This is a genomic window from Tepidiphilus succinatimandens (genome assembly GCF_006503695.1).
In the GTDB taxonomy this organism is placed as follows: Bacteria; Pseudomonadota; Gammaproteobacteria; order Burkholderiales; family Rhodocyclaceae; genus Tepidiphilus; species Tepidiphilus succinatimandens.
The window spans coordinates 1-25,939 of sequence record NZ_SBIK01000016.1; the positions used below are offsets into that span (position 1 = coordinate 1).

At 63.6% G+C, this 25,939-nt stretch carries 22 protein-coding genes, 1 tRNA gene and 2 pseudogenes; 9 read left to right on the top strand and 16 right to left on the bottom strand.

Annotated elements, in window-relative coordinates; translation table 11 throughout:
- Positions 1–67 precede the first annotated feature (67 nt).
- From EPD82_RS09780 to EPD82_RS09805, 6 genes and pseudogenes are all read right to left on the bottom strand, one after another.
- A complete protein-coding gene (locus tag EPD82_RS09780; RefSeq protein WP_206202268.1) occupies positions 68–742 on the bottom strand; it encodes an acyltransferase family protein in 675 nt (224 codons plus the stop codon).
- Between the two features lie 177 nt (positions 743–919).
- Positions 920–1,582: pseudogene (locus EPD82_RS09785) on the bottom strand (IS5 family transposase); the annotation flags it as partial.
- A 97-nt stretch (positions 1,583–1,679) separates the two neighbouring features.
- Positions 1,680–2,765, bottom strand: coding sequence for a DegT/DnrJ/EryC1/StrS family aminotransferase (locus EPD82_RS09790; protein ID WP_141056543.1), 1,086 nt, complete (start codon positions 2,763–2,765; stop codon positions 1,680–1,682).
- 14 nt (positions 2,766–2,779) lie between these two features.
- A complete protein-coding gene (gene gmd / locus EPD82_RS09795; RefSeq protein ID WP_141056544.1) occupies positions 2,780–3,868 on the bottom strand; it encodes a GDP-mannose 4,6-dehydratase in 1,089 nt (362 codons plus the stop codon).
- A gap of 18 nt (positions 3,869–3,886) precedes the next feature.
- Positions 3,887–4,111: pseudogene (locus tag EPD82_RS12415) on the bottom strand (mannose-1-phosphate guanylyltransferase/mannose-6-phosphate isomerase); the annotation flags it as partial.
- A 508-nt stretch (positions 4,112–4,619) separates the two neighbouring features.
- Complete coding sequence (locus tag EPD82_RS09805) at positions 4,620–6,110, bottom strand: mannose-1-phosphate guanylyltransferase/mannose-6-phosphate isomerase (protein ID WP_141056545.1); 1,491 nt, start codon at positions 6,108–6,110, stop codon at positions 4,620–4,622.
- Positions 6,111–6,278: 168 nt separating this feature from the next.
- Here EPD82_RS09805 and EPD82_RS09810 point away from each other — a divergent pair, with 168 nt between their 5' ends.
- A complete protein-coding gene (locus EPD82_RS09810; RefSeq protein ID WP_141056546.1) occupies positions 6,279–9,137 on the top strand; it encodes a valine--tRNA ligase in 2,859 nt (952 codons plus the stop codon).
- Between the two features lie 18 nt (positions 9,138–9,155).
- Here the strand turns inward: EPD82_RS09810 and EPD82_RS09815 are convergent, their stop codons facing one another.
- The 4 genes from EPD82_RS09815 to EPD82_RS09830 form a co-directional block, all read right to left on the bottom strand.
- The gene (locus EPD82_RS09815) at positions 9,156–9,476 is read right to left on the bottom strand and encodes a HigA family addiction module antitoxin (protein ID WP_055422969.1); all 321 of its coding nucleotides are present in this window, start codon (positions 9,474–9,476) and stop codon (positions 9,156–9,158) included.
- Between the two features lie 13 nt (positions 9,477–9,489).
- Positions 9,490–9,768: a type II toxin-antitoxin system RelE/ParE family toxin gene (locus EPD82_RS12420; RefSeq protein WP_055422744.1), complete on the bottom strand. Its 279-nt coding sequence runs from the start codon at positions 9,766–9,768 to the stop codon at positions 9,490–9,492.
- Positions 9,765–9,899 (bottom strand): hypothetical protein, encoded by a 135-nt coding sequence (locus EPD82_RS12425; protein WP_232424736.1) that lies wholly within the window; start codon positions 9,897–9,899, stop codon positions 9,765–9,767. Before EPD82_RS12425 ends, EPD82_RS12420 begins: the two co-directional genes overlap by 4 nt.
- Positions 9,900–9,994: 95 nt before the next feature.
- Positions 9,995–10,225 carry a sulfurtransferase TusA family protein gene (locus tag EPD82_RS09830; protein WP_055422745.1) on the bottom strand — a complete coding sequence of 77 codons (231 nt, stop codon included), beginning with the start codon at positions 10,223–10,225 and terminating at the stop codon, positions 9,995–9,997.
- Between the two features lie 66 nt (positions 10,226–10,291).
- Between EPD82_RS09830 and EPD82_RS09835 the strand changes: the two genes are divergently transcribed.
- The 3 genes from EPD82_RS09835 (at position 10,292) to EPD82_RS09845 (ending at position 11,000) form a co-directional block, all read left to right on the top strand.
- Positions 10,292–10,385: transfer RNA gene (locus EPD82_RS09835), tRNA-Ser, on the top strand.
- A gap of 76 nt (positions 10,386–10,461) precedes the next feature.
- Positions 10,462–10,671, top strand: a complete 210-nt coding sequence (locus tag EPD82_RS09840; protein ID WP_055422746.1) for a hypothetical protein — start codon at positions 10,462–10,464, stop codon at positions 10,669–10,671.
- The gene (locus EPD82_RS09845; RefSeq protein WP_072247885.1) at positions 10,653–11,000 is read left to right on the top strand and encodes a type II toxin-antitoxin system PemK/MazF family toxin; all 348 of its coding nucleotides are present in this window, start codon (positions 10,653–10,655) and stop codon (positions 10,998–11,000) included. Before EPD82_RS09840 ends, EPD82_RS09845 begins: the two co-directional genes overlap by 19 nt.
- Positions 11,001–11,050: 50 nt before the next feature.
- On the opposite strand, the gene EPD82_RS09850 is transcribed toward EPD82_RS09845, so the two are convergent.
- Complete coding sequence (locus EPD82_RS09850; RefSeq protein WP_055422747.1) at positions 11,051–11,794, bottom strand: S-methyl-5'-thioinosine phosphorylase; 744 nt, start codon at positions 11,792–11,794, stop codon at positions 11,051–11,053.
- Positions 11,795–11,888: 94 nt separating this feature from the next.
- On the opposite strand from EPD82_RS09850, the gene typA reads away from it, so the two are divergent.
- On the top strand, positions 11,889–13,709 hold the full coding sequence (typA, locus tag EPD82_RS09855) for a translational GTPase TypA (protein ID WP_055422748.1): 1,821 nt from the start codon (positions 11,889–11,891) through the stop codon (positions 13,707–13,709).
- Between the two features lie 39 nt (positions 13,710–13,748).
- Here typA and galU read toward each other — a convergent pair whose 3' ends face one another.
- The 4 genes from galU to smc are packed head-to-tail and all read right to left on the bottom strand — an operon-like array spanning position 13,749 to position 21,357.
- On the bottom strand, positions 13,749–14,663 hold the full coding sequence (gene galU, locus EPD82_RS09860; protein ID WP_240803322.1) for a UTP--glucose-1-phosphate uridylyltransferase GalU: 915 nt from the start codon (positions 14,661–14,663) through the stop codon (positions 13,749–13,751).
- Between the two features lie 4 nt (positions 14,664–14,667).
- Positions 14,668–16,713 carry an NAD-dependent DNA ligase LigA gene (ligA, locus tag EPD82_RS09865; protein WP_141056547.1) on the bottom strand — a complete coding sequence of 682 codons (2,046 nt, stop codon included), beginning with the start codon at positions 16,711–16,713 and terminating at the stop codon, positions 14,668–14,670.
- Between the two features lie 10 nt (positions 16,714–16,723).
- Positions 16,724–17,833: a cell division protein ZipA C-terminal FtsZ-binding domain-containing protein gene (locus EPD82_RS09870; RefSeq protein WP_141056548.1), complete on the bottom strand. Its 1,110-nt coding sequence runs from the start codon at positions 17,831–17,833 to the stop codon at positions 16,724–16,726.
- Positions 17,834–17,865: 32 nt separating this feature from the next.
- On the bottom strand, positions 17,866–21,357 hold the full coding sequence (smc, locus tag EPD82_RS09875) for a chromosome segregation protein SMC (protein ID WP_170210823.1): 3,492 nt from the start codon (positions 21,355–21,357) through the stop codon (positions 17,866–17,868).
- A 90-nt stretch (positions 21,358–21,447) separates the two neighbouring features.
- On the opposite strand from smc, the gene dapD reads away from it, so the two are divergent.
- From dapD to prmB, 4 genes are read left to right on the top strand one after another with little or no spacing between them, the layout of a single operon-like run.
- Positions 21,448–22,278: a 2,3,4,5-tetrahydropyridine-2,6-dicarboxylate N-succinyltransferase gene (gene dapD, locus EPD82_RS09880; RefSeq protein WP_055422752.1), complete on the top strand. Its 831-nt coding sequence runs from the start codon at positions 21,448–21,450 to the stop codon at positions 22,276–22,278.
- Positions 22,279–22,291: 13 nt separating this feature from the next.
- Positions 22,292–23,470 (top strand): PilT/PilU family type 4a pilus ATPase, encoded by a 1,179-nt coding sequence (locus EPD82_RS09885; RefSeq protein WP_141056550.1) that lies wholly within the window; start codon positions 22,292–22,294, stop codon positions 23,468–23,470.
- On the top strand, positions 23,467–24,618 hold the full coding sequence (dapE, locus tag EPD82_RS09890) for a succinyl-diaminopimelate desuccinylase (protein ID WP_055422754.1): 1,152 nt from the start codon (positions 23,467–23,469) through the stop codon (positions 24,616–24,618). The genes EPD82_RS09885 and dapE overlap by 4 nt, the downstream gene beginning before the upstream one ends.
- Positions 24,605–25,531 (top strand): 50S ribosomal protein L3 N(5)-glutamine methyltransferase, encoded by a 927-nt coding sequence (gene prmB, locus EPD82_RS09895; protein WP_141056551.1) that lies wholly within the window; start codon positions 24,605–24,607, stop codon positions 25,529–25,531. Before dapE ends, prmB begins: the two co-directional genes overlap by 14 nt.
- Before the next feature lie 55 nt (positions 25,532–25,586).
- Here prmB and EPD82_RS09900 read toward each other — a convergent pair whose 3' ends face one another.
- Positions 25,587–25,910 (bottom strand): HesB/IscA family protein, encoded by a 324-nt coding sequence (locus EPD82_RS09900; protein WP_055422756.1) that lies wholly within the window; start codon positions 25,908–25,910, stop codon positions 25,587–25,589.
- Positions 25,911–25,939: the final 29 nt, after the last annotated feature.

Consider the following 25,939-nt stretch of genomic DNA (forward strand, 5'->3'; position numbering starts at 1 on the left):
GTGCAGTCGAACCATCATGACTTTTGCCTCCGTAGCTCCTCGATCAGCTCACGCATCGTCTCGCGACCTATGAATAATGCACGACGTCGCGGATCAATGCAATCGTCCGGGACCTGACATATAGCGCAAGCAAAAAGAGCGCGACTGGTGCAAAAAACACTTTTAGAGATTGCTTCCGGAATAAAACGATCAATAATGCACATACAAGATAGAACTTCATCTCTATTTCAAGCGTCCATACAATGCCATCAATTCCTCTTGACCACATGATGTCCCGGATTCCTGGGATATAGTGAATCAGCACTTCTCGAATGCTAAACGGATATTCTCTTGAGAAGTATTGGCTACTTATCAGTAGCGCCAGCAGGGTGACGCTAAAGCCAACAAAATATGTCGGCATTATTCGCAGAATGCGGTTGATTAAAAAACCAACACAGCTCATTTTTTGAAGCGAAAAAGGAATAACGAAGCCGCTGATAATAAAAAACAGTGCTACACCATAAGCCCCCCAATTGAATATCGGGAAGATATGGAGCCACGATATATATCCTGGTATCGCATGGGTCTCTAACGGGAGGGCCGGAGAATTCGTAATGTATGCGACAGCTGCTCGACTCGACCAGAAAACGCCGTAGTGGTGAGAAATGACAACTGCCAGTGCCGCAAAGCCACGCAAAGTGTTGGCAAAGTCGATTCTTGAATTTCCCTGCATATTTGTTCTCTGGCTTGGTTCAAGTGGCATTTCTCATGCCGATGGAAACTTCAATCAACCCCTGTTTTCCGGGAAATTTCGGGTGAAACAAGCCCATCAGGACCCTCGGCACGGAATTGCCCTCATTTTGCCCGCTTCTGCCAGCCTCGTGTCCTGGTTTTTCCCTGCCCACGGCCGCTTTGGGCGCACCTCGGCCGTGGGCAGGCCTCACCAGGGGATGGCGCCCGACTTCACGAGCCACACCGTGCGCCGAACGGTGTAGCACACAGCCATCAGGGTGAGGGCAAAGTCGGCTCGGGCTTGTCCGAGGGGGCGGATCCTCTTGCCGCCCATCGCTTCGATCGCGGCAAACACGTGCTCGACCCGGGCGCGGATGCGGGCAATGCGCGTGTTGCGCTGCTTCTGACGCTGGGACAGTGGCCGCTTGGGCTTGGCTTTGCGCTGAATCTGCGGCCGGTAGCCTTTGGCCTGCAGCGCTTCTTCTCGCTCCTTGCTCGCGTAGCCCCGGTCGGCGTAGAGGTCGCGGCACGTGTTGCCCGGGTCGATGAGCCAGTCGAGATGCTGGACGTCGTGGGTGCTGGCCGTGTCGGTCTTCAGGCGACGAATGAGCTTGTGCTTGCGATCGACACAGACCGAAAGTTTGTAGCCGTAGTAGCTCTTGCCGTGTTTCTTGGTCCAGGTCGCATCGAGGTCTTTTTGGCGGCGTTTGGCCGGTTTCCACTCGATGGGCATCGCTTTTTGCGCCACGAGCGCTTGTTCCTGCCGGCTCAAGCGCTGACGGGGCGCTCGCACCAGCGTCGCATCCACGATTTGCCCGCCCCGGGCAATGTAGCCCTTGCGTTCAATTTGGCGCTTCACGGCCTCGAACAGGCGTGTGCCTCTCCCTTTTATAATCCAAAAAAACCAAGGGTAGATTGGTCTCTGTCGATGAAGAAACATTGAAGTTTTTTAGTGAGCGTATTCAAAATCACTTCCCCCAGAATGATCTAATGGCTTTGATAACTTCTCCGACCTTATTTTCATCCATTCCCGGCCAACTAGGCAGGTTAATTCCGCGCGCAGAAAGCGATTCTGCGATTGGAAAGTGCTGGTTAGTTGCACAATGTGGCAAAGTATGAGCCGGGTAAAACAATGGGCGAGTCTCTATTTCCAAGCGCTTAAGGTGATCACGAAGAGGCTGGCGTAGTGAAGCGTCATCTACAAGAAGGGAACACATCCAAAACGAATGAACTGTATCGGGCTGTTCATCATGTGTTTTTAATGGCAAGCCCACCAACCCATTCTTGTAATTGTCAGCAATTCTGCGTTTCCTGGACAAGATTGTCTCCGCTTGCTCTAGTTGCGCCAAACCAATTGCTGCACAAATGTTTGTCATACGATAATTGTAAGCTAAAACGTCATGCCAGTATTCTCGTGTCTGCGAAACCCCCTGATTCTTGAGGTGAAATGCCTTCTCAATTACAGCCTGCTCTCTAGCCACAACCATTCCACCTTCACCGGTGGTTATAGTCTTATTACCAAAAAAACTGAAAGTCGAGACGTCACCAAATGTGCCTACATGCTTACCTTTGAAAAATGAGCCAAAAGCTTCTGCACAGTCCTCTATAAGCAAAAGGTCATACGTATTACAAATTTGAGTAATCGCATCCATGTCGCAAGGCAAGCCATATAAATGTACAACCATTACCGCCTTGGTTTTTTGAGTAATCTTGCGCCTGACATCTTCAGGGTCAATCTGCCACGTATCCTCCAGTGAATCAACAAAAACAGGAGTTGCACCGGCCTGAATAATAGCATTCACTGAAGCGATATAAGTCAAAGTTGGAACGATGACTTCATCCCCAGGGCCTATTCCTAGTGCCTCAAGCGCAAGATGAATAGCTACTGTACCGTTGCAAACAGAGGTAGCATATTTTGCGCCAATGAAATCTGCGAAGTTTCGCTCGAAACGTTCAATGAACTCACCTTTCGATGATATCCAGGTAGAATCCAAGCACTGATTGACATACTCTTTTTCGCGACCTTTTAAATAGGGCTGATAAACAGGAATCATTGGTTTGGACCTCATTACTCGTGGTAGTTAAAGTACTTGAAACCGTGCTGCTTAACTAGTTTGTCACGTTGGGCTTCCTTCATGTCTTCCTGCATCATCTCAGAAACAAGTTCTTGAAAAGATGTTGTAGGGACCCAACCAAGCTTTTGCCTGGCTTTGGTCGGGTCGCCCAATAGAGTTTCTACTTCTGCCGGGCGATAGTATTTTGGGTCCACTGCCACAATACACTTGCCGGTTTGTGCGTCATAACCCTTCTCATTCTCTCCTTGGCCTTCCCACTGCACCTGGATACCAATTTCTTTAGCCGCCAACTCGACAAATTCACGCACGGAGTGCTGCTCGCCGGTAGCGATGACAAAATCCTCCGGAGTTTCCTGCTGCAGCATCATCCACTGCATTTGCACGTAATCACGCGCATGCCCCCAGTCGCGTAACGCGTTCATGTTGCCCAGATAGAGACATTCCTGAAGGCCAAGCTTGATGCGGGCGAGCGCGCGGGTGATCTTGCGGGTGACAAAGGTCTCGCCACGAACAGGCGACTCGTGATTGAACAATATCCCGTTACAGGCGTACATTCCGTACGCCTCACGGTAATTGACGGTGATCCAGTAGGCATACATTTTTGCTACGGCATATGGCGAGCGCGGCCAGAAGGGTGTGGTTTCTTTCTGCGGAATTTCCTGGACCAATCCGTAGAGTTCGGAAGTCGATGCTTGGTAAAAGCGGGTTTTTTTCTCGAGGCCAGCAATCCGAATAGCCTCGAGTAGACGTAGGGTACCTAGGGCATCGGAGTTGGCCGTGTATTCAGGCTGTTCAAAAGAAACGGCGACGTGGCTTTGGGCAGCTAGGTTATAGATTTCGTCGGGTTGAACCTGCTGAACGATCCGGATCAGGCTGGATGAGTCTGTCAGATCGCCGTAGTGCAACGTCAGATCAAATCCCTTGCTATGGGGATCGTGGTATAGGTGATCAATCCGGTCGGTATTAAACAAAGAGGTACGGCGACGGATGCCGTGCACCTCATAACCCTTGGACAACAGCAGTTCGGCCAGATATGAACCATCTTGCCCCGTGATACCAGTAATCAATGCTTTCTTTTTCATGTTCATGCACCTCTCAATTCATTGAACTCTACCATAATTGTCATAAAAGCGAACGATATCATCCTCACCAAAATATTCGCCGATTTACACTTTGATCATTATAAAATCCAGCACCCCTAGGTTCTCAAGCCGATGCCTGTGTCCAGCAGGGATGTACGTAGATTCGTTGGTGCCCACCATAATTTTACGTTCACCATTAACGAGCTTGGCCATGCCGTTGAGGACTATCCAATTACCAGTTTTTCATCCTGTTGAACGCTGATTCAGTCATTCAGGAACTGAGTCGTCGACCTGTAGCCGAGGGTTGAGTGACGCTGTTTCCGGTTGCCGAACACCTCGGCGTACGTCCGCCGTGGCCTCTCGGCCCGCGTGGCGTAGCGGCGGCCGCTTGCGCTCGGGCTTTCTACCCCATTTCCTAGCCCGGTAGCTGCTCGCGCCGACATCCTGCACGGCGCACGGCTCGGGCAGGTCAAAGTGGTTGCGCTCAGCGTCGATCCAAGCGTACTTTACAGGGAACCCTTCGTGAAGTACAGCCGTCGCTTTTTTAGGATTTAGGATTTCGTACTCCCACTCGATCCAAAGGTTTTCCGCCCGCAAGCCGGAGTTCCCTTTGCTCCGGCGTGACCGGCTTTGCCCTCGGTCCGTTGAGCTTGCCCGCATTCGCCGCTTTCACCCAGTTCCTGAGCGTCTGTTTGACCTCCTACTGCGAAAGCCTCATTGTCTTCCTTTCCAGTGTGACTGCGATTTTACCTCACCCTTGGGAAGAGTATTTTTCGGGCGAAACACGCCCCTCGCCCCCGCCCCGCCCATAGACGTCGTCAAAGCGCACGATGTCGTCCTCGCCGAGGTACTCCCCGCACTGCACCTCGATCATCACCAGATCGAGCACACCGGGGTTTTCCAGGCGGTGCTTGCAGCCAGCGGGAATGTAGGTGGATTCGTTGGGGCGCACGTAGCACGTCCGCTCCCCATTGACGATCTTCGCCATGCCGCGCACCACGATCCAGTGCTCGCTGCGGTGATGGTGCATCTGCAGCGATAGCGACGCCCCTGGCTTCACCTCGATGCGCTTGATCTTGAAGCCCGGCCCTTCTTCCAGCACCGTATAGCTGCCCCAGGGACGCACCACCGTGCGATGCAGCTTGTAGGTCTCGTGATCGCGCTCCTTGAGCTGGGCGACGACCTTTTTGACGTCCTGCGCCTTGTCACGGTGCATCACGAGCAGCGCATCGGGCGTGTCGACGATTACCAGCCCCTCCACGCCGAGCGCAGCCACCAGCCGATCCTCGCTGTGGACGTAGGTGTCGCGGCTGTCGAGAAAGAGCGCCTGCCCTTTCGCCCGGTTGCCTGCGGCATCGGCGGGAACGAGCGCGCTCAAGGCGCACCACGAGCCGATGTCGCTCCAGCCGAATTCAGCCGGGACGACCGCCACGGCATCCGAGCGTTCCATGAGGGCATAGTCGATGGAGATTTCAGGGATGCCGGCAAAGCGTTCGGCATCGAGCTCGATCATGGAGGTTTGCGGGGTCATGCGCCCGCGGGTGCTTTCCCAGCAAAGCGCCGCCGCCTCGGCCACCTCCGGCGCATGGCGCGCCATCTGCTCGAGCAGAAAGCCGGCCAGGAAGCAGAACATGCCGGCGTTCCAGTAAAAATTACCCGCGGCAAGATATGCTTCGGCGCGCTCGAGGGAGGGCTTCTCGACGAAGCGCACTACCGTCCGCCCCGGGCCCAGCGCCTCGCCCGCTTCGATGTAGCCATAGCCGGTTTCCGGCCGATCGGGAACGATGCCAAAGGTGACGAGCCGCCGCTGCCGGGCAAGCTGGGCCGCGTGCGCGACAGCGCGGCGAAACGCCGCTTCGTCTTGAATGAGATGATCAGCCGGCAGAATGAGCAGCAAGGCTTCAGGGCCGTAACGCTCGGCCACGGCGTGCGCGGCCAGCGCCACCGCCGCGGCCGTGTTGCGCCCAACGGGCTCCAAGAGATACGTGCCGCGATAGCGGCCCTCGAGCCCCGAGCGCGCGAATTCATCCTTGCTGAGAAAATAATGATCGCGGTTGGTGACGGTGAGGATCTCCCTTGGCGCCTCTTCTACGGCATCGAGGATGGAGGCCGCACGGCGATAGGTTTTGTGCAGCAGGGTCTCGCCATCGGCAAGCTCGATGAAAGGCTTGGGGTGCCCCTCGCGCGAGACAGGCCAAAGGCGCGTTCCTGCGCCGCCAGAAAGAATGACAGGAATCAACATGATGATTTAATAATTTGAGAATAAAAGCATTTTGGTTAATCGGAATGCTACATTAGTATCGAACGTGAACGATCCGTGATGCAGGGAATTGGACGCGAAGTATACCTCATCCACAGCGCTCCAGTTGGTTATAATCCTCGGCTTTCGTCCCCCGATTCCATTGGTGCCATGACCCTGGACAAGAGCTTCGAACCCAAGGCGATCGAATCGCGCTGGTATCCCTACTGGGAGGAACACGGCTACTTCCGCGCCGGTTTCGATCCGAGCAGAAAAAATCCCTATTGCATCCTGATGCCGCCGCCCAACGTGACCGGCACGCTGCACATGGGGCACGGCTTCAACCAGACCATCATGGATATCCTGGTGCGCTGGCGGCGCATGAGCGGGGACAACGTGCTGCTGCAGCCGGGTACCGACCATGCCGGCATCGCCACCCAGATCGTGGTCGAGCGCCAGCTCGAGCGCGAGGGACTCACGCGCTACGATCTGGGACGGGAGAAATTCCTCGAGCGCGTGTGGCAGTGGAAGGAATATTCCGGCGGCACCATCACGCGACAGATGCGGCGTCTGGGCACTTCGGCCGACTGGACGCGCGAGCGCTTCACCATGGACGAGGGAATGTCGCGCGTGGTGCGCGAAGTCTTCGTCCGGCTCTATCGCGAGGGGCTCATCTACCGCGGCAAGCGCCTGGTCAACTGGGATCCGAAGCTGCGCACGGCGGTCTCCGATCTGGAAGTGTCGGCTGAAGAGGAAGAAGGGTTCCTCTGGTCCCTCCTCTACCCCTTCGCCGACGGGCCCATCGACGGGCAACGGGGCGTGGTGGTGGCCACCACGCGGCCGGAGACGCTCTTTGGCGACGTGGCGGTGATGGTGCATCCGGAAGATCCCCGCTATCAGGGGCTCATCGGCAAGGAGGTGATCCTGCCGCTCGTGGGCCGGCGCATTCCCATCATCGCCGATGCGGCCGTGGATCCGAGCTTCGGCACCGGCTGCGTGAAAGTGACACCGGCGCACGATGCCAACGACTACGCCGTGGCCCAGCGCCACGGGCTGCCGCTGATCAGCATCTTCCGGCTCGATGCCCATCTGAACGACCAGGTGCCCGAGCCTTACCGCGGGCTCGACCGGTTCGTCGCCCGGGAAAAGGCCGTGGCCGAGCTGCAGGCGCAGGGGCTTTTGGTCGAGGTGAAGCCGCACAAGATGATGGTGCCGCGCGGCGAGCGCACGGGCGTGGTGCTCGAACCCATGCTCACCGACCAGTGGTTCGTGGCCACCACCAAGCCCGGGGCGGACGGCAAGTCGCTCGCGCAAAAGGCGCTCGAAGTGGTCGAGGACGGCAGCATCCGCTTCTTCCCCGACAACTGGGTGAATACCTACCGCCAGTGGCTGGTCAATATCCAGGATTGGTGCATTTCGCGCCAGCTGTGGTGGGGGCACCAGATCCCGGCGTGGTACGCCGACGAAGATCCGGCCGAAAATCGTCGCTTCTGGGTGGCGCACGACGAGGCGCAGGCCCGGGCGCTTGCCGCGGCCGAGGGCTACACGGGGCCGCTCACGCGCGACGCGGACGTGCTCGACACGTGGTTCTCTTCGGCGCTGTGGCCTTTCTCCACGCTCGACTGGACGCCGGAGTATCCGGCCAAATCCAACCCGGCGCTCGATCTCTACCTGCCCTCTTCGGTGCTGGTCACGGGTTTCGACATCATCTTCTTCTGGGTGGCGCGCATGGTGATGATGACCACCCACGTCACCGGCAAAATTCCGTTCAAGCACGTCTATGTCCACGGCCTCATCCGCGATGCCGAGGGGCAGAAGATGTCGAAGTCCAAGGGCAACGTGCTCGACCCGATCGACCTCATCGACGGCATCGACCTGGAATCGCTCATCCAGAAGCGCACCACCGGCCTGATGAACCCGAAACAGGCCGCATCGATCGCGGAGCGCACGCGCAAGGAATTCCCCAACGGCATCCCGGCGTTCGGTGCGGATGCCCTGCGCTTCACGTTCGCCTCGCTCGCGAGCCCGGGGCGAGACATCAAGTTCGATCTCGGCCGTTGCGAGGGCTACCGCAACTTCTGCAACAAGCTGTGGAACGCGACGCGCTTCGTGCTCATGAACGTGGGCGAGAATCTGCCGGAGACGCCCGCCGCGCCCGAGGCGCTGGGCTTTGCCGAACGCTGGATCGTCTCCCGCCTGCAGCGGGTGGAAGCGGAAGCGCAGCGCCACCTCACCGACTACCGCTTCGACCTCTACGCCAAGGCGCTCTACGAATTCGTCTGGGACGAATACTGCGACTGGTACCTGGAACTTGCCAAGGTGCGTCTTGCGCAAGGAGACGAGGCGGTGCGCCACGCCACGCGCCGCACGCTCATCCGCGTGCTCGAAGCCGTGCTGCGGCTGCTGCACCCGGTGATTCCTTTCATCACCGAGGAGCTCTGGCAGCACGTCGCGCCGGTGGCCGGGCGCAAGACGAGCGATTCGATCATGCTGGCGCCCTACCCCGTGGCCCAACCGGAAAAGCTCGACGAGGCGGCCGAGCGCGAGATGGCGCTCTTCCAGGCGATCACGCGGGCGGTGCGGGGATTGCGCGCCGAGATGAAGCTCAACCCGGGCGAGCGCGTGCCGCTCGCGGTGGCGCTGGGCGAGCCGGCCGACGAGGCGCTCGCGGCGACGATCGCCGGGTTCGTCCCCTACCTGCAGGCGCTCGCACGGCTCACGGAAGTGCGCACGCTGGCGCGCCTACCCGAAGATGCGCTCGCGCCGGTAGCGGCAGTGGAGACGCTGCAGCTCATGCTCGACGTGCCCATCGACGCCGCCAAGGAGCGCGAGCGGCTTGCCAAGGAGATCGAGCGCCTGCGCGCCGAGATCGCCAAGGCGAAGAAGAAACTGGAAAACCCCAGCTTCGTGGAACGCGCGCCGGCCGAAGTGGTGGCCCAGGAGCGCGAGCGCATCGAGCGCTTCAGCGCCACGCTCGCGCAGCTCGAACCGCAGCTCGCGCGCATCGAGCGGCATTTGGCGGGGGGGTGAGACAGAGGCGCTCGCAGCTCAGACGGACTCGGAATACTCCCGCGCCAGGTGTTCATAGCGCGGGATCGCAGCCAGTTCCTGGGCGAGCGCCTCACGCCGCTGCACGGCGTCGTAGTGCGCCTGCAAGGCGAGCCAGCTTTCGGCATCGACCCCAAAGAAAGCGGCCAGGCGCAGCGCCGTATCCGCGCTGATGGCCCGCCGCCCCTGGATGATCTCGTTAATGCGCCGACGGGGCACGCCAATCGCTCGCGCCAAAGCGTACTGGCTGATGCCCAGTGGCTTGAGCCAGTCTTCTAGCAGGATCGTGCCAGGGTGGACCAGAGGAACTTCACGGCTCATCGGCATGGCTTTCTCAGTGGTAATCAACTATTTCGACTTCCCAGGCGTCGCGCCCGTCCCAGACGAAGCACACGCGCCACTGGACATTGATGCGGATGCTGTACTGACCCTCGCGATCCCCCGTGAGTAATTCTAGTCGGTTCCCCGGTGGAACACGGAGAAATTCCAATGATGTGGCCGCGTGCAGCTGCTGCAGCTTGCGCATGGCCACTGCCTCGAATGCCACGAACCGCGCAATGCGCTTGCCCTGAAAAAAGGCTTCGGTGTCGCGGCAACGAAACGATCGGATCATGGTTTGATTGTAACGCCAAAGGTGACGAACGCCAACGACAAGATCACGAAGCTGGTTTTGGCTGGTTGCTCAATGTCGATCCCAACCACTGTGCCCAGCTCGTCGAAATCGAGCACGATGCCTGATGCCACCTCTTCGGAATCCGCTGCCGGGCGTTCGCTGAAGCGGACGTCGTCGTAAATCAGTCACATTTCATACGTTCCTGCGTCTTGCAATCTAACCCATCCTATCGCCGAATCAGCACGAATTCATATTCCCCTTCGCCGGTTTCACGCGCCACTTCGAGTACGTTGCCGCTCTGGCGGGCGAAGGCGGAGAAGTCTTTCATCGAACCGGGGTCCGTGGTCCGCACCCGTAGCCGTTGCCCCGAGTGCAAGGTGGCCAGTGCCTTCTTCGTGCGCAGGATGGGCAGCGGGCAGCGCAGCCCGCGCGCGTCGAGCTCGAGATCGACCATCATGATGAATGGTTTCCTCCGCAGGTTTGACGCCAAGCGTCCTCATCGGTTAGAATAGCACCTCTTCAAGGAGATGTGGCCGAGAGGTCGAAGGCACTCCCCTGCTAAGGGAGCATACCGGCTAAAACCGGTATCGAGGGTTCGAATCCCTCCATCTCCGCCATTACATGCGCATAACGCCTTGCCCCCATGCCCACCATCATTGAGTTGTCGATCCGGAACAAGGCGGAGGGCACGTGATGAAACAGACCGTAGAAGCCATCATCGACGAAAAGGGGCATGTCCGCCTGGTCGAACCCGTTGAAATCAAAGGAATGCGTCGCGCCTTGGTGACCATATTGGACGAAGCTCCCGCTGAAATCGACGAGGTCACACAGCTGGCTGAAAAGGCCCTTGCGGAGGATTGGCTGAAACCGGAAGAGGATGAGGCATGGACGCACCTGCAATAGGCGACGTGGTCCTCGTGCCTTTTCCATTCTCAGATTTATCAGCATCCAAACTACGGCCGGCACTCGTGCTCGCTCATAGCGGACGGGAGGATTGGCTGTGCCTGCAGATCACCAGCCGATCCTACGCTGATCCCTTCGCGATTGAACTGGCGGAAGGTGACTTTTCCTGTGGCTCACTGCAACAGACCAGCTATATCCGTCCCGGGAAACTATTTACCGCTCATCAAGATCTGTTCCAACGCATGGCAGGACGGATCAGGAATGAGAAACTCGAAGAGGTGCGAAACCGGGTCATCGAGCTGGTACGCAAAGGCCGACTGTCCGAGTGACGGCCGCTCGAAGAATGAAACCAATTGGGATCGGTGCAGAGCAAACCCCCTCACTCCCGCTGCGCCGCGAATGCTTCCAGCACATGCCTGACCCGGGCCATGGTCTCGGAAAGCGTCGCCTCGATCTCGGTGAATGAAATCTCGCTCGCGTCGGCGCCGCGGCCGGCGGCGTAGTTTGCCACCACGTTGATCGCGGCGTAGGCAAGGCCCAGTTCGCGGGCGAGCGCGGCTTCGGGCATGGCGGTCATGCCCACCACGTTGGCGCCGTCGCGCTCCAGGCGGTCGATCTCGGCGGCGGTCTCCAGGCGCGGGCCCTGGGTGCAGGCGTAGACCGCGCCGTCGATCACCGGCTCCCCTGCCTTTTGCGCGGCGCGGATCAGACGCTCGCGCAGCGCCGGGGTGAACGGCAGGGTGAAATCGATGTGCGTGACCGGATCTTCTTCGCCTTCGAAGAAGGTCGACACGCGCCCCCAGGTGTAGTCGATGATCTGGTGCGGAATCACGAGGGAGCCCGGAGCGTATTGCGCCTGGATGCCGCCGACGGAAGCCACCGAGATGACCTCGCGCACGCCCACGTGTTGCAGCGCCCAGAGGTTGGCGCGGTAGTTGATGCGGTGCGGCGCATAGGTGTGACCGTAGCCGTGCCGGGCAAGGAAGGCGATGTCCCGGCCGGCGATGCGCCCGAGGGTGAGCGGCCCGGAGGGGTCGCCATAAGGGGTGCGCACGACCTGCCGGTGCACGATTTCCAGATTGTTGAGCGAGGTGAGGCCAGTGCCGCCGATGATCGCGAACATGGAATTTCCGCATCGAGCCGAAAGGATGCGGAATTTTACACGACGCCGCCTTGCCCCTTTGTTATAATTGGTGCTTTCGTACGTCTGGAAGTCCATGTCCTCCGCCATTCGCAACATCGCCATCATCGCCCACGTCGATCATGGCAAGACCACCCTCGTCGACCAGCTTCTCAAGCAGTCCGGCACCTTTGCCCAGCATCAGACCGTCGCCGAACGGGTGATGGACAGCAACGATCTCGAGCGCGAGCGCGGCATCACCATCCTGGCCAAGAACTGCGCCATCCGCTATGGCGACACCCACATCAACATCGTCGACACCCCGGGCCACGCCGATTTCGGCGGCGAAGTGGAGCGGGTGCTCTCCATGGTCGACGGCGTGCTGCTGCTGGTCGATGCCGTCGAAGGCCCCATGCCGCAGACGCGCTTCGTCACCAAGAAGGCGCTGGCGCGCGGGCTCAAGCCCATCGTGGTCATCAACAAGATCGACCGCCCCGGCGCCCGGCCCGACTGGGTGATCAACGCCACGTTCGACCTCTTCGCCGAGCTCGACGCGAGCGAGGAGCAGCTGGACTTCCCCATCGTCTATGCTTCGGGCCTGCAGGGCTACGCCACGCTGGATCTGAACGAGCCGGGCAAGGACATGCGCCCGCTCTTCGAGACCATCATCGCCCACGTTCCGCCGCCGCCGGTGACGATCGACGCGCCCCTGCAGCTGCAGATCTGCTCGCTCGACTATTCGAGCTACGTGGGGCAGCTGGGCATCGGCCGCATCCGCCAGGGGCGTCTGCGCCCCAACCAGGAAGTGGGCGTGTGGCTGGGCGAACAGAACCTGGGTCGGGCGAAGATCGGCCAGGTGCTGAAATTCGTCGGCCTGGAGCGCGAGGCGGTGCCCGAGGCGGTGGCAGGCGACATCGTGATGATCTCCGGCGTGGAGCAGGTTGGCATCGGCGTGACGGTGTGCGATCCCGAGGCGGCGCAGCCGCTGCCGCCGATCGAGGTGGACGAGCCCACGCTCACCATGACCTTCATGGTCAACACGTCGCCCTTGGCCGGGCGCGAAGGGAAATTCGTCACCAGCCGCCAGATCCGCGAACGGCTGGAGAAGGAGCTGCTCAAGAACGTGGCGCTGCGCGTGCGCTTCAGTGAAGATGGCGACAGCTTCGAGGTCTCCGGCCGGGGCGAACTGCACCTCACCATCCTGCTCGAAACCATGCGCCGCGAGGGCTATGAGCTGGCGGTGGGCCGACCGCGGGTGGTGTTGAAAGAGATCGACGGCGAACTCCACGAGCCCTACGAGCGGCTCACGGTCGATATCGAGGAAGGACACCAGGGCGCGGTGATGGAGGAACTGGGGCGCCGCCGGGCGGAACTCCTCGACATGACGAGCGACGGCAAGGGGCGCGTGCGGCTGGAATACCGCGTGCCGGCGCGCGGCCTCATCGGATTCCAGGGGGAGTTCCTGACGCTCACGCGCGGCACGGGGCTCGTGAGCCACATCTTCGACGGCTACGGACCTCTCGCCGGTCCCGTGGGCGGACGACGCAACGGGGTGCTCGTGTCGCAGGACGACGGCCAGGCCGTGGCCTATGCGCTGTGGAAGCTGCAGGATCGCGGCCGCATGTTCGTCAGCCCGGGCGATGCGGTCTATGAGGGCATGATCATTGGCATCCACACGCGGGAAAACGACCTGGTGGTGAATCCGATCCGCACCAAGCAGCTCACCAACATCCGCGCTTCCGGCTCGGACGAGGCGATCCGGCTCGTGCCGCCGATCGAGCTCACGCTGGAGGCGGCGGTGGAGTTCATCGAGGACGACGAACTCGTCGAGATCACGCCGAAGTCGATCCGCCTGCGCAAGCGCCACCTGCAGGAACACGATCGCCGCCGCGCGGCGAAGCAGACGGCGCTCGCCTGAGCTTCCTTTCACGAAAAAGCCCCTTCGGGGGCTTTTTCGTTACAGTCCCACCGAGCGGGCGCGCAGGAAGTCGCGGAATTCGTTGGCGACTTCGGGGTGGCGCAGGGCGAATTCGACCGTGGCCTTGAGGTAGCCCAGCTTGGAGCCGCAGTCGTAGCGCACGCCGTCGAATTCGTAGGCGAGGATGGCTTCTTCCTGCAGCAGCGAGCTGATGGCGTCGGTGAGCTGTAGTTCGCCCCCCGCGCCGGGCTGGATGCGATGCAGGTGCTCGAAGATGTTGCCCGAGAGGATGTAGCGCCCCACCACCGCCTGGGTGCTGGGGGCTTCTTCGGGCTTGGGCTTCTCGACGATGCCGGTGATGCGCTGGATCTTGCCGTGCGCCTCCGGCTCGGTGCTGACGATGCCGTACTGGCGCGTCTCTTCGCGCGCGACGTTGATGGTACCGAGCACCGAGCAGCGGTGGTAGTTGTAGACGTCGATCATCTGGGAGAGCACCGGCTTGCCTTCGGGGTGGTCGCAGAGGTCGTCAGCGAGCAGCACGGCGAAGGGTTCGTCGCCCACGACCGATTCGGCGCATAGGACGGCGTGTCCCAGGCCGAGCGCCTCCGACTGGCGGATGTAGATGCAGTTGACGCCCTTGGGAACGGTCTTGCGCACGACTTCGAGGAGTTCCTTCTTGCCGCGGGCCTGCAGCTCGGATTCGAGCTCGTAGGCTTTGTCGAAGTGGTCCTCGATGGAGCGCTTGGTGCGGCCGGTGATGAAGATGAGCTCGGTGATGCCGGCGGCCACCGCTTCTTCCACGGCGTACTGGATGAGGGGCTTGTCGACGATGGGCAGCATTTCCTTGGGGCTCGCCTTGGTGGCGGGGAGGAACCGGGTGCCCATCCCGGCCACGGGGAACACGGCCTTGCGCACGGCTTTCTTCATTTCATTCGACTCCTGCGGTTGATCCATGGGTTCATCCTTGGGTTGTGCTGCGCTCGGCGATCAGGCGCTCGAGCGTGTCTTCGTCGATGACGGGAACGCCCAGCTCGAGCGCCCGCTGTAGCTTGCTGCCGGCTTCGCTGCCAGCCACGACGTAATCGGTCTTCTTCGACACGGAGGCGCTCACCTTGCCGCCGTGCGCTTCGATGAGAGCCTTCGCTTCTTCGCGCGTCAAGCGCGGTAGCGTGCCGGTGAGCACGAAGGTGAGACCGGCGAGCGCCCTGCTCTTCTTGGCGGGGACGCTTTCTTCCCAATGCACGCCGAGCCGGCGCAGGCGCTCGATCACCTGGCGGTTGTGGGGCTCGTCGAAGAAGTCGCGGATGCTCTGCGCCACCACCGGGCCGATGCCTTCGATGGCGGTGAGCTCGTCGAGCCTGGCGTTCATGAGGGCGTCGAGCGAGCCGAAGTGCCCGGCGAGGAGCTTGGCGGTGGCCTCGCCCACGTGCCGGATCCCAAGGGCATAGATGAAGCGGGCGAGCGTCGTCTTCTTGCTGCGCTCGATGGCGGCCATCAGCTTGGCGGCGGATTTTTCCCCCATGCGGGGCAGGCTCGCGAGCCGATCGGCATTGATTTTGTCGGGGTCGTAGAGATCGGCCGGGGTTTCGACCCAGCCGAGATCGACGAGCTGCTCGATGAGCTTCTCGCCCAGCCCTTCGATGTCCATCGCCAGACGAGAGGCGAAATGCTCGAGGGCGCGTTTGCGCTGGGCGGGACAGTACATGCCGCCGGTGCAGTAGGCCGCGGCTTCGTCCGGGTCGCGGGCCACCGCCGAGCCGCACACGGGGCAGTGCTCGGGCATGACGAAGGGGCGTTCGCTGCCGTCGCGCCGCTCGGGGAGCACCTTGACGATCTCGGGGATGACTTCGCCCGCGCGGCGCACCACCACCCAGTCGCCGATGCGGATGTCTTTGTCGCGGATGTAGTCTTCGTTGTGTAGCGTAGCGTTGGTGACGGTGACGCCTCCCACGAAGACGGGTTCGAGCCGGGCGACGGGAGTGAGCGCGCCGGTGCGTCCGACCTGCACTTCGATGCCGACGAGGCGGGTGATCTCTTCCTGCGGCGGGAACTTGTGGGCGATGGCCCAGCGCGGCGCGCGGGCGATGGTGCCCAGGCGCTGCTGCGCGGACAGATCGTCGACCTTGTAGACCACGCCGTCGATGTCGAAGGGGAGCCGGTCGCGATCGGCCTCCATGCGGCGGTAGTAGGCAAGCAGCCCCTCGGCGCCTTCGGTCACTTCGCGCGCGTCCGACAGGGGAAAGCCCCAGCGCTGCAAGAGCGCGAGCGCCTTGCTGTGCGTTTCCGGCCAAGGGTGCCCCTCGAGGCGCACGAGCTGGTAAGCGAAAAAGCGCAACGGCCGCTTGGCGGTGACGCGCGGGTCGAGCTGGCGCAGGCTGCCGGCCGCGGCGTTTCGCGGATTGACGAAGGTTTTCTCGCCCGCTTCGAGCTGCGCTTCGTTGAGCCGCTTGAAGTCTTCGCGCGTCATGATGACTTCGCCGCGCACTTCCAGCAGCGTCGGCGGGGAGTCGAGCCGCAGGCGCAGGGGGATGGAGCGGAGGGTGCGCAGGTTGGCGGTGACGTCTTCGCCGGTGAAACCGTCGCCCCGGGTGGCGCCGAGGCTGAAGAGGCCGTCGCGGTAGATGAGAGAAACGGCGAGCCCGTCGAACTTCGGCTCGCAGGCGTAGCGGATGCGCTCGATGCCGAGCAGCTCACGGCAGCGCCGGTCGAAGGCGAGCACTTCTTCGTCGGTATAGGCGTTGGTGAGCGAGAGCATCGGCACTTCGTGCCGGACTTCGGCGAATTCGGGCGCCGGTTTGCCACCCACGCGCTGGGTGGGGGAATCGGGGGTGACGAGCTCGGGATAGCGGGTTTCGAGCGCGACGAGTTCGCGGAAGAGCCGGTCGTATTCGGCATCCGGCACGAGCGGCTCGGCGAGCACGTAGTAGGCGTAGTCGAGCCGGGCGATCTCTTCGCGCAGCCAGCGGGCGCGTTCGACCGCCTCCGGCGGGGCATGGGAGGTCATCGTGGTCCTTTCATCCAGCGAAGAGGCGGCGGGCGATGGCGCTGCCGGGAGGGATTTCCTGCGCCTTCATGCGCTGGTGGATCTGGGCGATGCGCTCGCGGATGAGCCGGCCGGCCTCGGGCGTGATGGGGTTGCCGGCATCGTCGACCAGCTGGCCGTCGAGCGTGGCGGCGAGCTTCTCGGCAAACGTGAACATGCGGTCGAACACCACCGGCGAGGGGATGCGCGTGACTTCGAGAAAGAGGGTGACGCCGTTTGCCTGGTGCAGCTTGATGTCGGGCTGGCGCAAGGGCCGCCCGTCGAGGTCGGCGAGGGCATAGAGCGGGACGCCATGGTCGTCGAGCAGGCGATAGAGGCCGTCTTCACCGAGCGTGAGGCCGGCCGCTTCGGCGGCAGCCCGGATCTTGGTACCGGGAATGGGGGCGTTGCGCGGCACGACGTTCACCGCGATCTGCACGTCGACCTCGGCACAGAAGCGGTCGAGCGCAGCGGCGCGCTCGAGCACGGTGACGCGCGATTCGATGGCCCCGGGCACGGCACCGAGATGGTCGGCGACGCGTTCGACACCGCCGGTGAAGCGCAGGTACTCTTTCTCGCCGATGGCGCCGGTTCGGTCGGCGAGCTGTAGCGAGGCGAGCGCGAGGTGGTATTGACCCTCGGTCTTGGCGGTGAGCGGCTGCCAGTCGTTGCTCGCGTCGTCGAAGACGTACCAGCCGACCGGACGCGGCGAATCGCGGAATTCGCGCATGACGGCTTCCCGTAGCGCCGCAGCATCCATGCCGCCGAGCGATTCGAGGCGCACCATGAGATCGACCCCTTCCTTGAGGCTGTCGGGGTGATGCCGTGGCGTGCGGGCGAACCCTGCTTCCGCGGCGGGTTCGCGCCGGGGGGCGACGCGGTGCGCCGGGCCGAGCACGCCCTCTTCTTCGGTGAAGTCGCTGCCGGGCGCGTCGCCCGGCCCCCGTTCGCCCGCATCGAGCAACGGGTCGTGCGACGGGGTGTGCAAGGTGCGCTCGAGGGTGCGCCGGCTGCGGGTTTCCTGCCACTTGCCGTAGCCGAAAAAGCCGGCGGTGACGATGACGACCACGCCTCCCAGTGCGATGAGCAGATCGGTATCCATGCGTGTTCCTTTGCCTCGGCGCGCGGCCGGAATCAGGGCGTTTCGGCGAGCCGCAGCGCCTCGTCGATGTCGACGGCGACGATGCGCGAGACGCCCTGCTCCTGCATCGTGACGCCGATGAGCTGCTCGGCCGCCGCCATCGTGATTTTATTATGACTGATGAAGAGAAGTTGCGTCGTGCCGGACATCTCCCGCAACAATCGGGCGTAGCGCTCGGTGTTGGCGTCGTCGAGCGGCGCGTCCACCTCGTCGAGGATGCAGAAAGGCGCCGGGTTGAGGGCGAAGAAGGAGAAGACGAGCGCGATGGCGGTGAGCGCCTTCTCGCCGCCCGAGAGCAGGTGGATGCTCGCGTTCTTCTTGCCCGGCGGCTGGGCGAGGATCTGCACGCCGGCATCGAGAATCTCTTCACCGGTGAGCACGAGCTTGGCCTGCCCGCCGCCGAAGAGCCGGGGAAACAGTCGGCCGAAATGCGCATCGACGGCGTCGAACGTGGCGGCGAGCGCCTGGCGCGTCTCGCGGTCGATGCGCCGGATCGCTTCTTCCAGCGTGCCGATGGCGGTGGTGAGATCGGCAAGCTGCGCTTCCAGCGCCGTCTTGCGTTCTTCCACCTGACGCAGGGTTTCGAGCGCGGCGAGGTTGACTTCGCCCAGCGCGGCGAGCTCGCGCCCCAGCCGCTCGGTCTCGCGGGCGAGTTTGGCGGCGTCGAGATGGTCGAGCTGAGGCTCGAGCGCGGCCAGATCGGCGCCGAGTTCGGCGAGCCGCTCTTCGGCGTGCGCAAGCGCCGCGGCTGCTTCCTGCCGCTGCAGCCGCGCCTGCTCGAGTTCGTCGCGCAGGGGTTGCAGGGCGAATTCCTGCCGCTGGCGGGTCTCTTCGAGTTCGCGCAGCTTCTGGTGACGTTCGTCGAGCACGAGCCGGGCTTGGGCGAGCGCGCTGGAAGCGCGTTCGCGCGCCTCGCGCACGAGGGATTCCTCTTCGAGCGGGGCGTCGGCGAGCCGTTCGCGTTCGGCCAGGCGCTCGGCGCGCTCGCGCTCGAGCCGCTCGAGGCTCTCGGCGGCGATCCGGGCGCGGCGCTCGCTCTCCTCGCGTTTGAGGGCGCATTCGCGGCAGGAGAATTCGGCTTCCTGCAGCTCGCGCGCAATCACCTGGCGCTGCGCGCGGGCGTCTTCGAGGCGCTCGTGCTGGCGGCGGAGGTCGGCCTGGCGTTCGAGGCAGGAGGATTCGAGCGCGGCTTCGCGTTCGAGCAGGGCAGCGATGCGCTCTTCCAGGGTGGCGAGCTCGGTGCGCTCGCGCTCGGTCTGCTCGCGCAGGGCGGTGCGCTCTTCGTCGATGGCATGGCGCCGGCGGCGGGCGTGCTCGAAGGCGGATTCGAGCCGGGCGAGTTCGAGCGCGTGCTCGCGCTGCAGCTTTTCGGCCTGCTGCAGCTCGCGGCGCAAGGCGTCGTGCGCCGTCTTTGCTTCGTCGCAGGCAGCGGCGCAGCGGGCGCGTTTCTCCGCGGCGGATTCGCGCTGCCGTTCGCGCTCGGCGCATTCGGCCTCCAGCGTGCCGAGCTCGCGGGCGCGCTCGAGGATGCCCGCGAGCATCCGTTCGTCGGCGCCGAGGCTGCGCGCCCCATGGGGATCGACGATCCAGCCTCGCCGGTCGACCAGGCGCAGCCCGCGTTCGCGCGCCCAATCGAGCAGCGCTTCGTCGATCGCCTCGACGAAGACGGTATGGGCAAGGAGACGCTGGAGGGCGCCGGCAAGCGTCGGGTCTCGGGCGGAGATCGCCGCTGCGGCCCGCACCGCGCCTTCGGGCAGCGGCTCGCCTTCTTCCAACCCCGCTTCGCAGGGAAGATCCTGCCACAGCCAGGCTTCGCCGGGACGCGGCGCGTGCTCGACCCGCACGGTGGCCTCGGACAGCGGCGCGAGGCGCGCCCCGAGCCAGGGGCCGAGGAGCGTTTCGGCCGCCGTTTCCCAGCCGGCAGCGACTTCGAGCCGCGGCCACAGCGCCGTTGCGCCCTCGCCCGAGTCACCAGCGCAGCGCGCCTGGGTTTCGGCGAGCGCCCGGCGGCGCGCTTCGAGCCGACCGAGCTCGGTGTCGAGCCGGCGGAATTCGTCCTGGGATGCGTCATGCTGCGCCTGCGCCTCGCGCAGCCGGGTTTGCGCGGCCTCGAGCGCCTCGCGCAGCGCTTCGACCCGCCCGGCGAGCGTCTCTTGCCGCGCGTGCTCGCGCTCGAGCGCCTCCTCGTCGCCGCCAGCGAGCGACGAGGCTTCCTGCGCCAGGCGCTCGAGCCGGGCCTCGCCCGCCTGCAGCGAGCGCTCCAACGCGGCGATCCGGGCGCGTTCGACGGCGATCTGCCGTTGGGCGTCGTGCCGCTCGCGCTCGGCGATCGCCGCGCCGTGGCGGGCATCTTCCAGGGTGCGCTCGAGCGCTTCCAGCACCTCGTCGAGCGCTTCCAGCCGTTCCTGCAGCGTCTCGCGCCGAGCCTGGGCGAGCGCGTCGAGCTCGTCCCAGCGCGCCCGCTCGAGGCGGGCCTGATCGCCCTCTTCCTGCCAGCGCCCTGCCTCCTCGCCGATGCGCTCGAGCCGCTCGGCAAGGGCAGCGAGCGTCTCCTCGCGATGGCGCCGCTCGCCGATCACGCGTTCGAGCCGGGCGCTCGCCTCGAAATAGACCTGCTGGGCGGATTCGAGCGCCGCGGCGGCCGCTTGCGCCTCGGCACGGGCCGATTCGAGTGCCGCTTCGAGACTCGTTCGTTCCTGCCGCTGCCGTTCCAGCTCGGCTTCGAGCGCGGCGATGCGCTCGTCTCCGGCGGCAAGCGCCGCGGCCGCCTCGCGCCGCCGCAACGCCCAGGATTGCTGCCGCGCCAGGCGCAGGCGTTTTTCCAGCTCACGATAGCGCCGGGCACGTTCGGCCTGGACGGCAAGCGTCTCGGCCTGGGCGGCGAGCTCGGCGTGCAGGTCGGCCAGCCGCTCGAGGTTGGAACGCGCCTCCTTCAGCCGCGCCTCCGTCTCCTTGCGCCGTTCATGGTAGCGGGTGACGCCAGCCGCCTCTTCGAGGAAACGGCGCAGTTCCTCGGGCTTTGCCTCGACGATACGCGAGATCATCCCTTGCTCGATGATGGCGTAGGCGCGCGGCCCCAGTCCCGTGCCGAGGAAGAGATCGACCACGTCGCGGCGGCGCACGCGCTGCCCATTGAGGAAATAGCTGGATTCGCCGCCGCGGACGACCACGCGCTTGACCGAGATCTCGGAGAATCGCCCCCAGGGGCCGGGCACGCCGCCGTCGGCGTTGTCGAAGACGAGCTCGACGCTCGCGCGCGCCAGGGGCTTTCGCTTGTCCGAGCCGTTGAAGATCACGTCGGCCATCTGCTCGCCGCGCAGGGCGGAGGCGCGCATCTCGCCGAGCACCCAGCGCACGGCGTCGATCACGTTCGATTTGCCGCAGCCGTTGGGCCCGACGATGCCCACCAGCGCGCCCGGGAGCACGAGCGTGGTCGGCTCGACGAAGGTCTTGAAACCGGCCAGTTTGATCTTGATGAGTCGCACGGCGTGAAAGGAAGACCAATGAAGGCTTCGAGCCGCGCATGATACCATTTCGCGTTAGGTGAAACTGGAATCATCTCCACGGAGGATCTCATGGCCAACTGGCAAGGCATCGCATCGCTGATCGACGCCGCGTTCGAAGAGCGCGCGCGCTTCTCCCCCGGCAACGCGCCCAAGGAGGTATTCGACGCAGTGGAGGCGGTGATCGACGGGCTCGATCGCGGCGCGATCCGCGTGGCCGAGAAACGCGAGGGCGATTGGCACGTCAATCAGTGGATCAAGAAAGCGGTGCTGCTCTCCTTCCGCCTGCGCGACAACCGCCTCATGGAAGGCGGCGAGACGCGTTACTTCGACAAGGTCGAGCCGAAGTTCGCCCGCTACGGCGAGGCAGACTTCCGCGAAGGGGGCTTTCGCGTGGTGCCGCCGGCGGCGGCGCGGCGCGGTTGCTACATCGCCAAGAACGTGGTGCTCATGCCCTCCTACGTAAACATCGGCGCCTACGTCGATGAGGGCACCATGGTCGATACCTGGGCCACGGTGGGCTCCTGCGCCCAGATCGGCAAGAACGTGCACCTCTCCGGCGGCGTGGGCATCGGCGGCGTGCTGGAACCGGTGCAGGCCGGGCCGGTGATCATCGAGGACAACGTCTTCGTCGGCGCGCGCTCCGAGATCGTCGAGGGCGTGATCGTGGAAGAGAACGCCGTGATCTCCATGGGGGTCTATCTGGGCATGAGCACCAAGATTTACGACCGCGAAAGCGGCGAGATCCTGTACGGGCGCGTGCCCTCCGGTGCCGTGGTCGTGCCCGGCAGCCTCCCCTCCCCCGACGGCAGATACAGCCTGTACTGCGCCGTGATCGTCAAGCGCGTGGATGCGCAGACGCGCGCCAAGACCGCGATCAACGAACTGCTGCGCGGAGCCTGAGGAGGCGACCATCATGCCCATCGTCACGCCGGTGCTGGAAAAGCTCTTTCGCGCGATGCACGATCGCAACGCCTCCGACATCTTCATCACGGCGGGGGCGCCGATCCACATCAAGATCAACGGCGTCGTGGCACCGATCAACCAGCAGGTGATGAAGCCTGAGCAGGTGCGGCGCATCCTCGAAGAGGCCATCGCCAGCGAGGCGCTGTGGCAGCGCTACGTCGAACGCAAGGAGCTCAATTTCTCCCTGGGCTTGTCCGATGTCGGCAACTTCCGCATCAACGCCTTCTGGCAGCGCAACAGCCCGGCGGCGGTGATCCGCTACGTGAGCCGCGACATCCCCTCGTTCGAGGCCCTGGGGCTGCCGCCCGTGCTGGGCGAGATGGCTTTGGGCAAACGCGGGCTCATCCTGGTCGTCGGCCCCACCGGTTCGGGCAAATCGACCACGCTCGCGGCGATGATCGATCACCGCAACGCGAACCTGCCGGGGCACATCCTCACGGTGGAAGACCCGATCGAATACCTCTTCCGCCACAAGAAATCGCTCGTCAACCAGCGCGACGTGGGGATCGACACCCTCTCCTGGGGCGAGGCGCTCAAGAGCGCCATGCGCCAGGCACCGGACTGCATCCTCATCGGCGAGATCCGCGATCTGGAAACCATGCAGGCGGCGATCGCCTATGCGCTCACCGGACACCTGGTGCTCGCTTCGCTGCACGGGAACAACACCTATCACGCGCTCAACCGCATCGTGAATTTCTATCCGCTGGAGAGCCGGGGGCTGCTCTTCTCGGATCTGAGCGTGGCGCTGCGCGCCATCGTGGCCCAGCGCCTGGTGCGGCACGTGAAGGGGCAACGCATCCCGGCGGTCGAGATCCTCGTCAATTCGCGCCTTATCGCCGAGATGATCGAGAAAGGCAACCTCTCCATGATCAAGGACGCGATGGAGCGCTCGCTCTCCCCGGGTGTGCAGACTTTCGACCAGGATCTGGTGCGACTCTACCGCAGCGGTGCCATCACCCTGGAAGAGGCGATCGCCCAGGCCGATTCGCCCACCAACCTGCAGTGGGAACTGCAAAACGCAGGGGTGCAGACCACGATCCAGGATGGCGGCATTCCCCCCGCCGACGTCGACCTGCCCTCGCAGATGACCGAAATCGAGTTTCCTTCGCTGGCCAGCACCAAGACATGAACGTCCTTGAACTCGCCCAGGCGCTCATCCGCCGCCCTTCCGTCACGCCCGCGGAAGCCGGCTGCTTGGCGCTCATCGGCGAGCGGCTCGCCGCGCTCGGCTTTACCCTGGAGCGGCTCGATGCGGGCGGCGTGGCCAACCTCTGGGCGCGGCGCGGGGAAGAGGGGCCGCTCTTCGTCTTCGCCGGACACGTCGACGTCGTGCCGCCCGGCCCCGAGGATCGCTGGCGCTTTCCGCCCTTTTCCGCCACGGTGGCCGAGGGCAGGCTCTACGGGCGCGGCGCCGCCGACATGAAGAGCTCGCTCGCCGCCATGGTGTGCGCGGTGGAAGCCTTCCTCGCGGGGTGCCCCGCGCATCGCGGCTCCATCGGCTTTCTGCTGACCTCCGACGAAGAAGGGCCGGCGGTGCACGGCACACGCCACGTGGTCGAGGTTCTGCGCTCGCGCGGCCTGCGCTTCGACTACGCCCTGGTGGGCGAGCCCACCTGCGAGCGCGTGCTCGGAGACACGATCAAGAACGGCCGGCGCGGTTCGCTCACTGGCCGGCTCACGGTGCATGGCAAGCAGGGTCACGTCGCCTATCCCCATCTGGTCGATAACCCGGTGCATCGCCTGGCGCCGGCGCTCGCCGAACTCGTGGCCACCGAATGGGATCGGGGCAACGAACATTTTCCGCCCACGTCGCTGCAGGTGACCGACCTGCACGCCGGGGTGGGTGCGACGAACGTGGTGCCCGGCGAATGCCGCATGACTTTCAATTTCCGCTTTTCCTCCGAGCAGACGCCGGAGGGCCTGCAGGAGTGGGTGGAGGCGATTTTGCACCGCCACGGCGTGCCCTTCTCCCTTTCCTGGGAGCTGGGCGGGCGCCCCTTCCTCACGCCCCGGGGCGAACTCGTCGCGGCGCTATCGGACGGCGTCGAAGCCGCCTGCGGGATTGCGCCGCGGCTCTCCACCAGCGGCGGCACCTCCGACGGACGCTTCATCGCCGCCATCTGTCCGCAGGTGGTGGAATTCGGACCGGTCAATGCCACCATCCACCAGATCGACGAATGCGTGGCGCTCGAAGAACTGGAGCCACTCGCCGCCGTCTATCGCGGCGTCCTGGAACGCTTGCTGCCCCCTGCCGGAGAAGCCCATGCACGAAGCTGAAGACGATCCGATGTTCGAAGCCCACGAGCACGACGAGACCGAGGCGCTCATCACGGTGCGCGACTGGGTACGCTACGCCGTCACCCGGCTCGAGAGCGAAGAGGCGTTCTACGGCCACGGTTGCGAGGACGTCCTCGATGAGGCGGTGTGGCTGGTGAGCGGCGCCTTGAAGCTGCCGCGCGAGCGCTTCGAGTGGTTTCTGGACGCAAGCCTCACCGAGTCCGAGCGCCAACGCCTGGCCGAGCTGGTGGCACGCCGCGCCGTCGATAAAGTGCCGACGGCCTACCTGCTCAACGAAGCCTGGCTGGGACCGTTTCGCTTCTACGTGGACGAGCGCGTGATCGTGCCGCGCTCGTTTCTGGCCGAGCTGCTCGAGGAGCGCTTCTCGCCCTGGCTCGAGCAGCCGGAAAGAATACAGCGGGTGCTCGATCTGTGCACCGGCTCGGGCTGCCTCGCGATCATGGCCGCCTATGCTTTTCCCCAAGCGGAGATCGTGGCGGCCGATCTCTCGGACGAGGCGCTGGAAGTCGCGCGGATCAACGTCGAAGCCTATGACCTGCAGGATCGCGTACGGCTACTGCGCTCGGACGTATTCTCGGCGCTCGGAGGTGAAACGTTCGACTTGATCGTGAGCAACCCGCCCTACGTCACGGCGCAGGTCATGGCCGAATTGCCGCAGGAATACCGCCACGAGCCGGCGCTCGCGCTCGCCGCGGGAGAAGACGGGCTCGACGTGGTGCGGCGTATCCTCTCCGAAGCGAAGCGCCACCTCACGCCGCAGGGCTGGCTCGCCGTGGAAGTCGGGCACAACCGGGCACTGGTGGAAGCGGCCTTCCCCGAGCTCCCCTTCACCTGGCTCGCCACGGAGACGGCCGAGGACAAGGTGTTTCTCCTGCCCGCCTCGGCGCTATGAGCACCGCCCAACGACGCAATCGGACCGCGCAGTAGATTGATTCCCCGGCGCTCTCTCAGACGGCGAAACTCTCGCCACAGCCGCAGGTCGCCTTCACGTTGGGATTGTCGAACTTGAAGGATTCGTTCAAGCCTTCGCGGCGGTAGTCGATCACCGTGCCGTCGAGCTTGGGCAGATCCTCCTGCGCCACCACCACGTTCACGCCGTGGCTCTCGAACACGAGATCCTGTGGCCCCGCCGCGTCGGTCACGTCGAGCTTGTAGGCAAAGCCCGTGCAGCCGGAAGGGGTCACGCCCAGGCGCAGGCCCAGGCCGTGGCCACGTTTTTCCAGGATCCGCCGCACCTGGGCAGCGGCGCGTTCCGTCAGGGTGATCGTCATGGTCTTCGTTTCCTTTGCTTGCAGTAGAT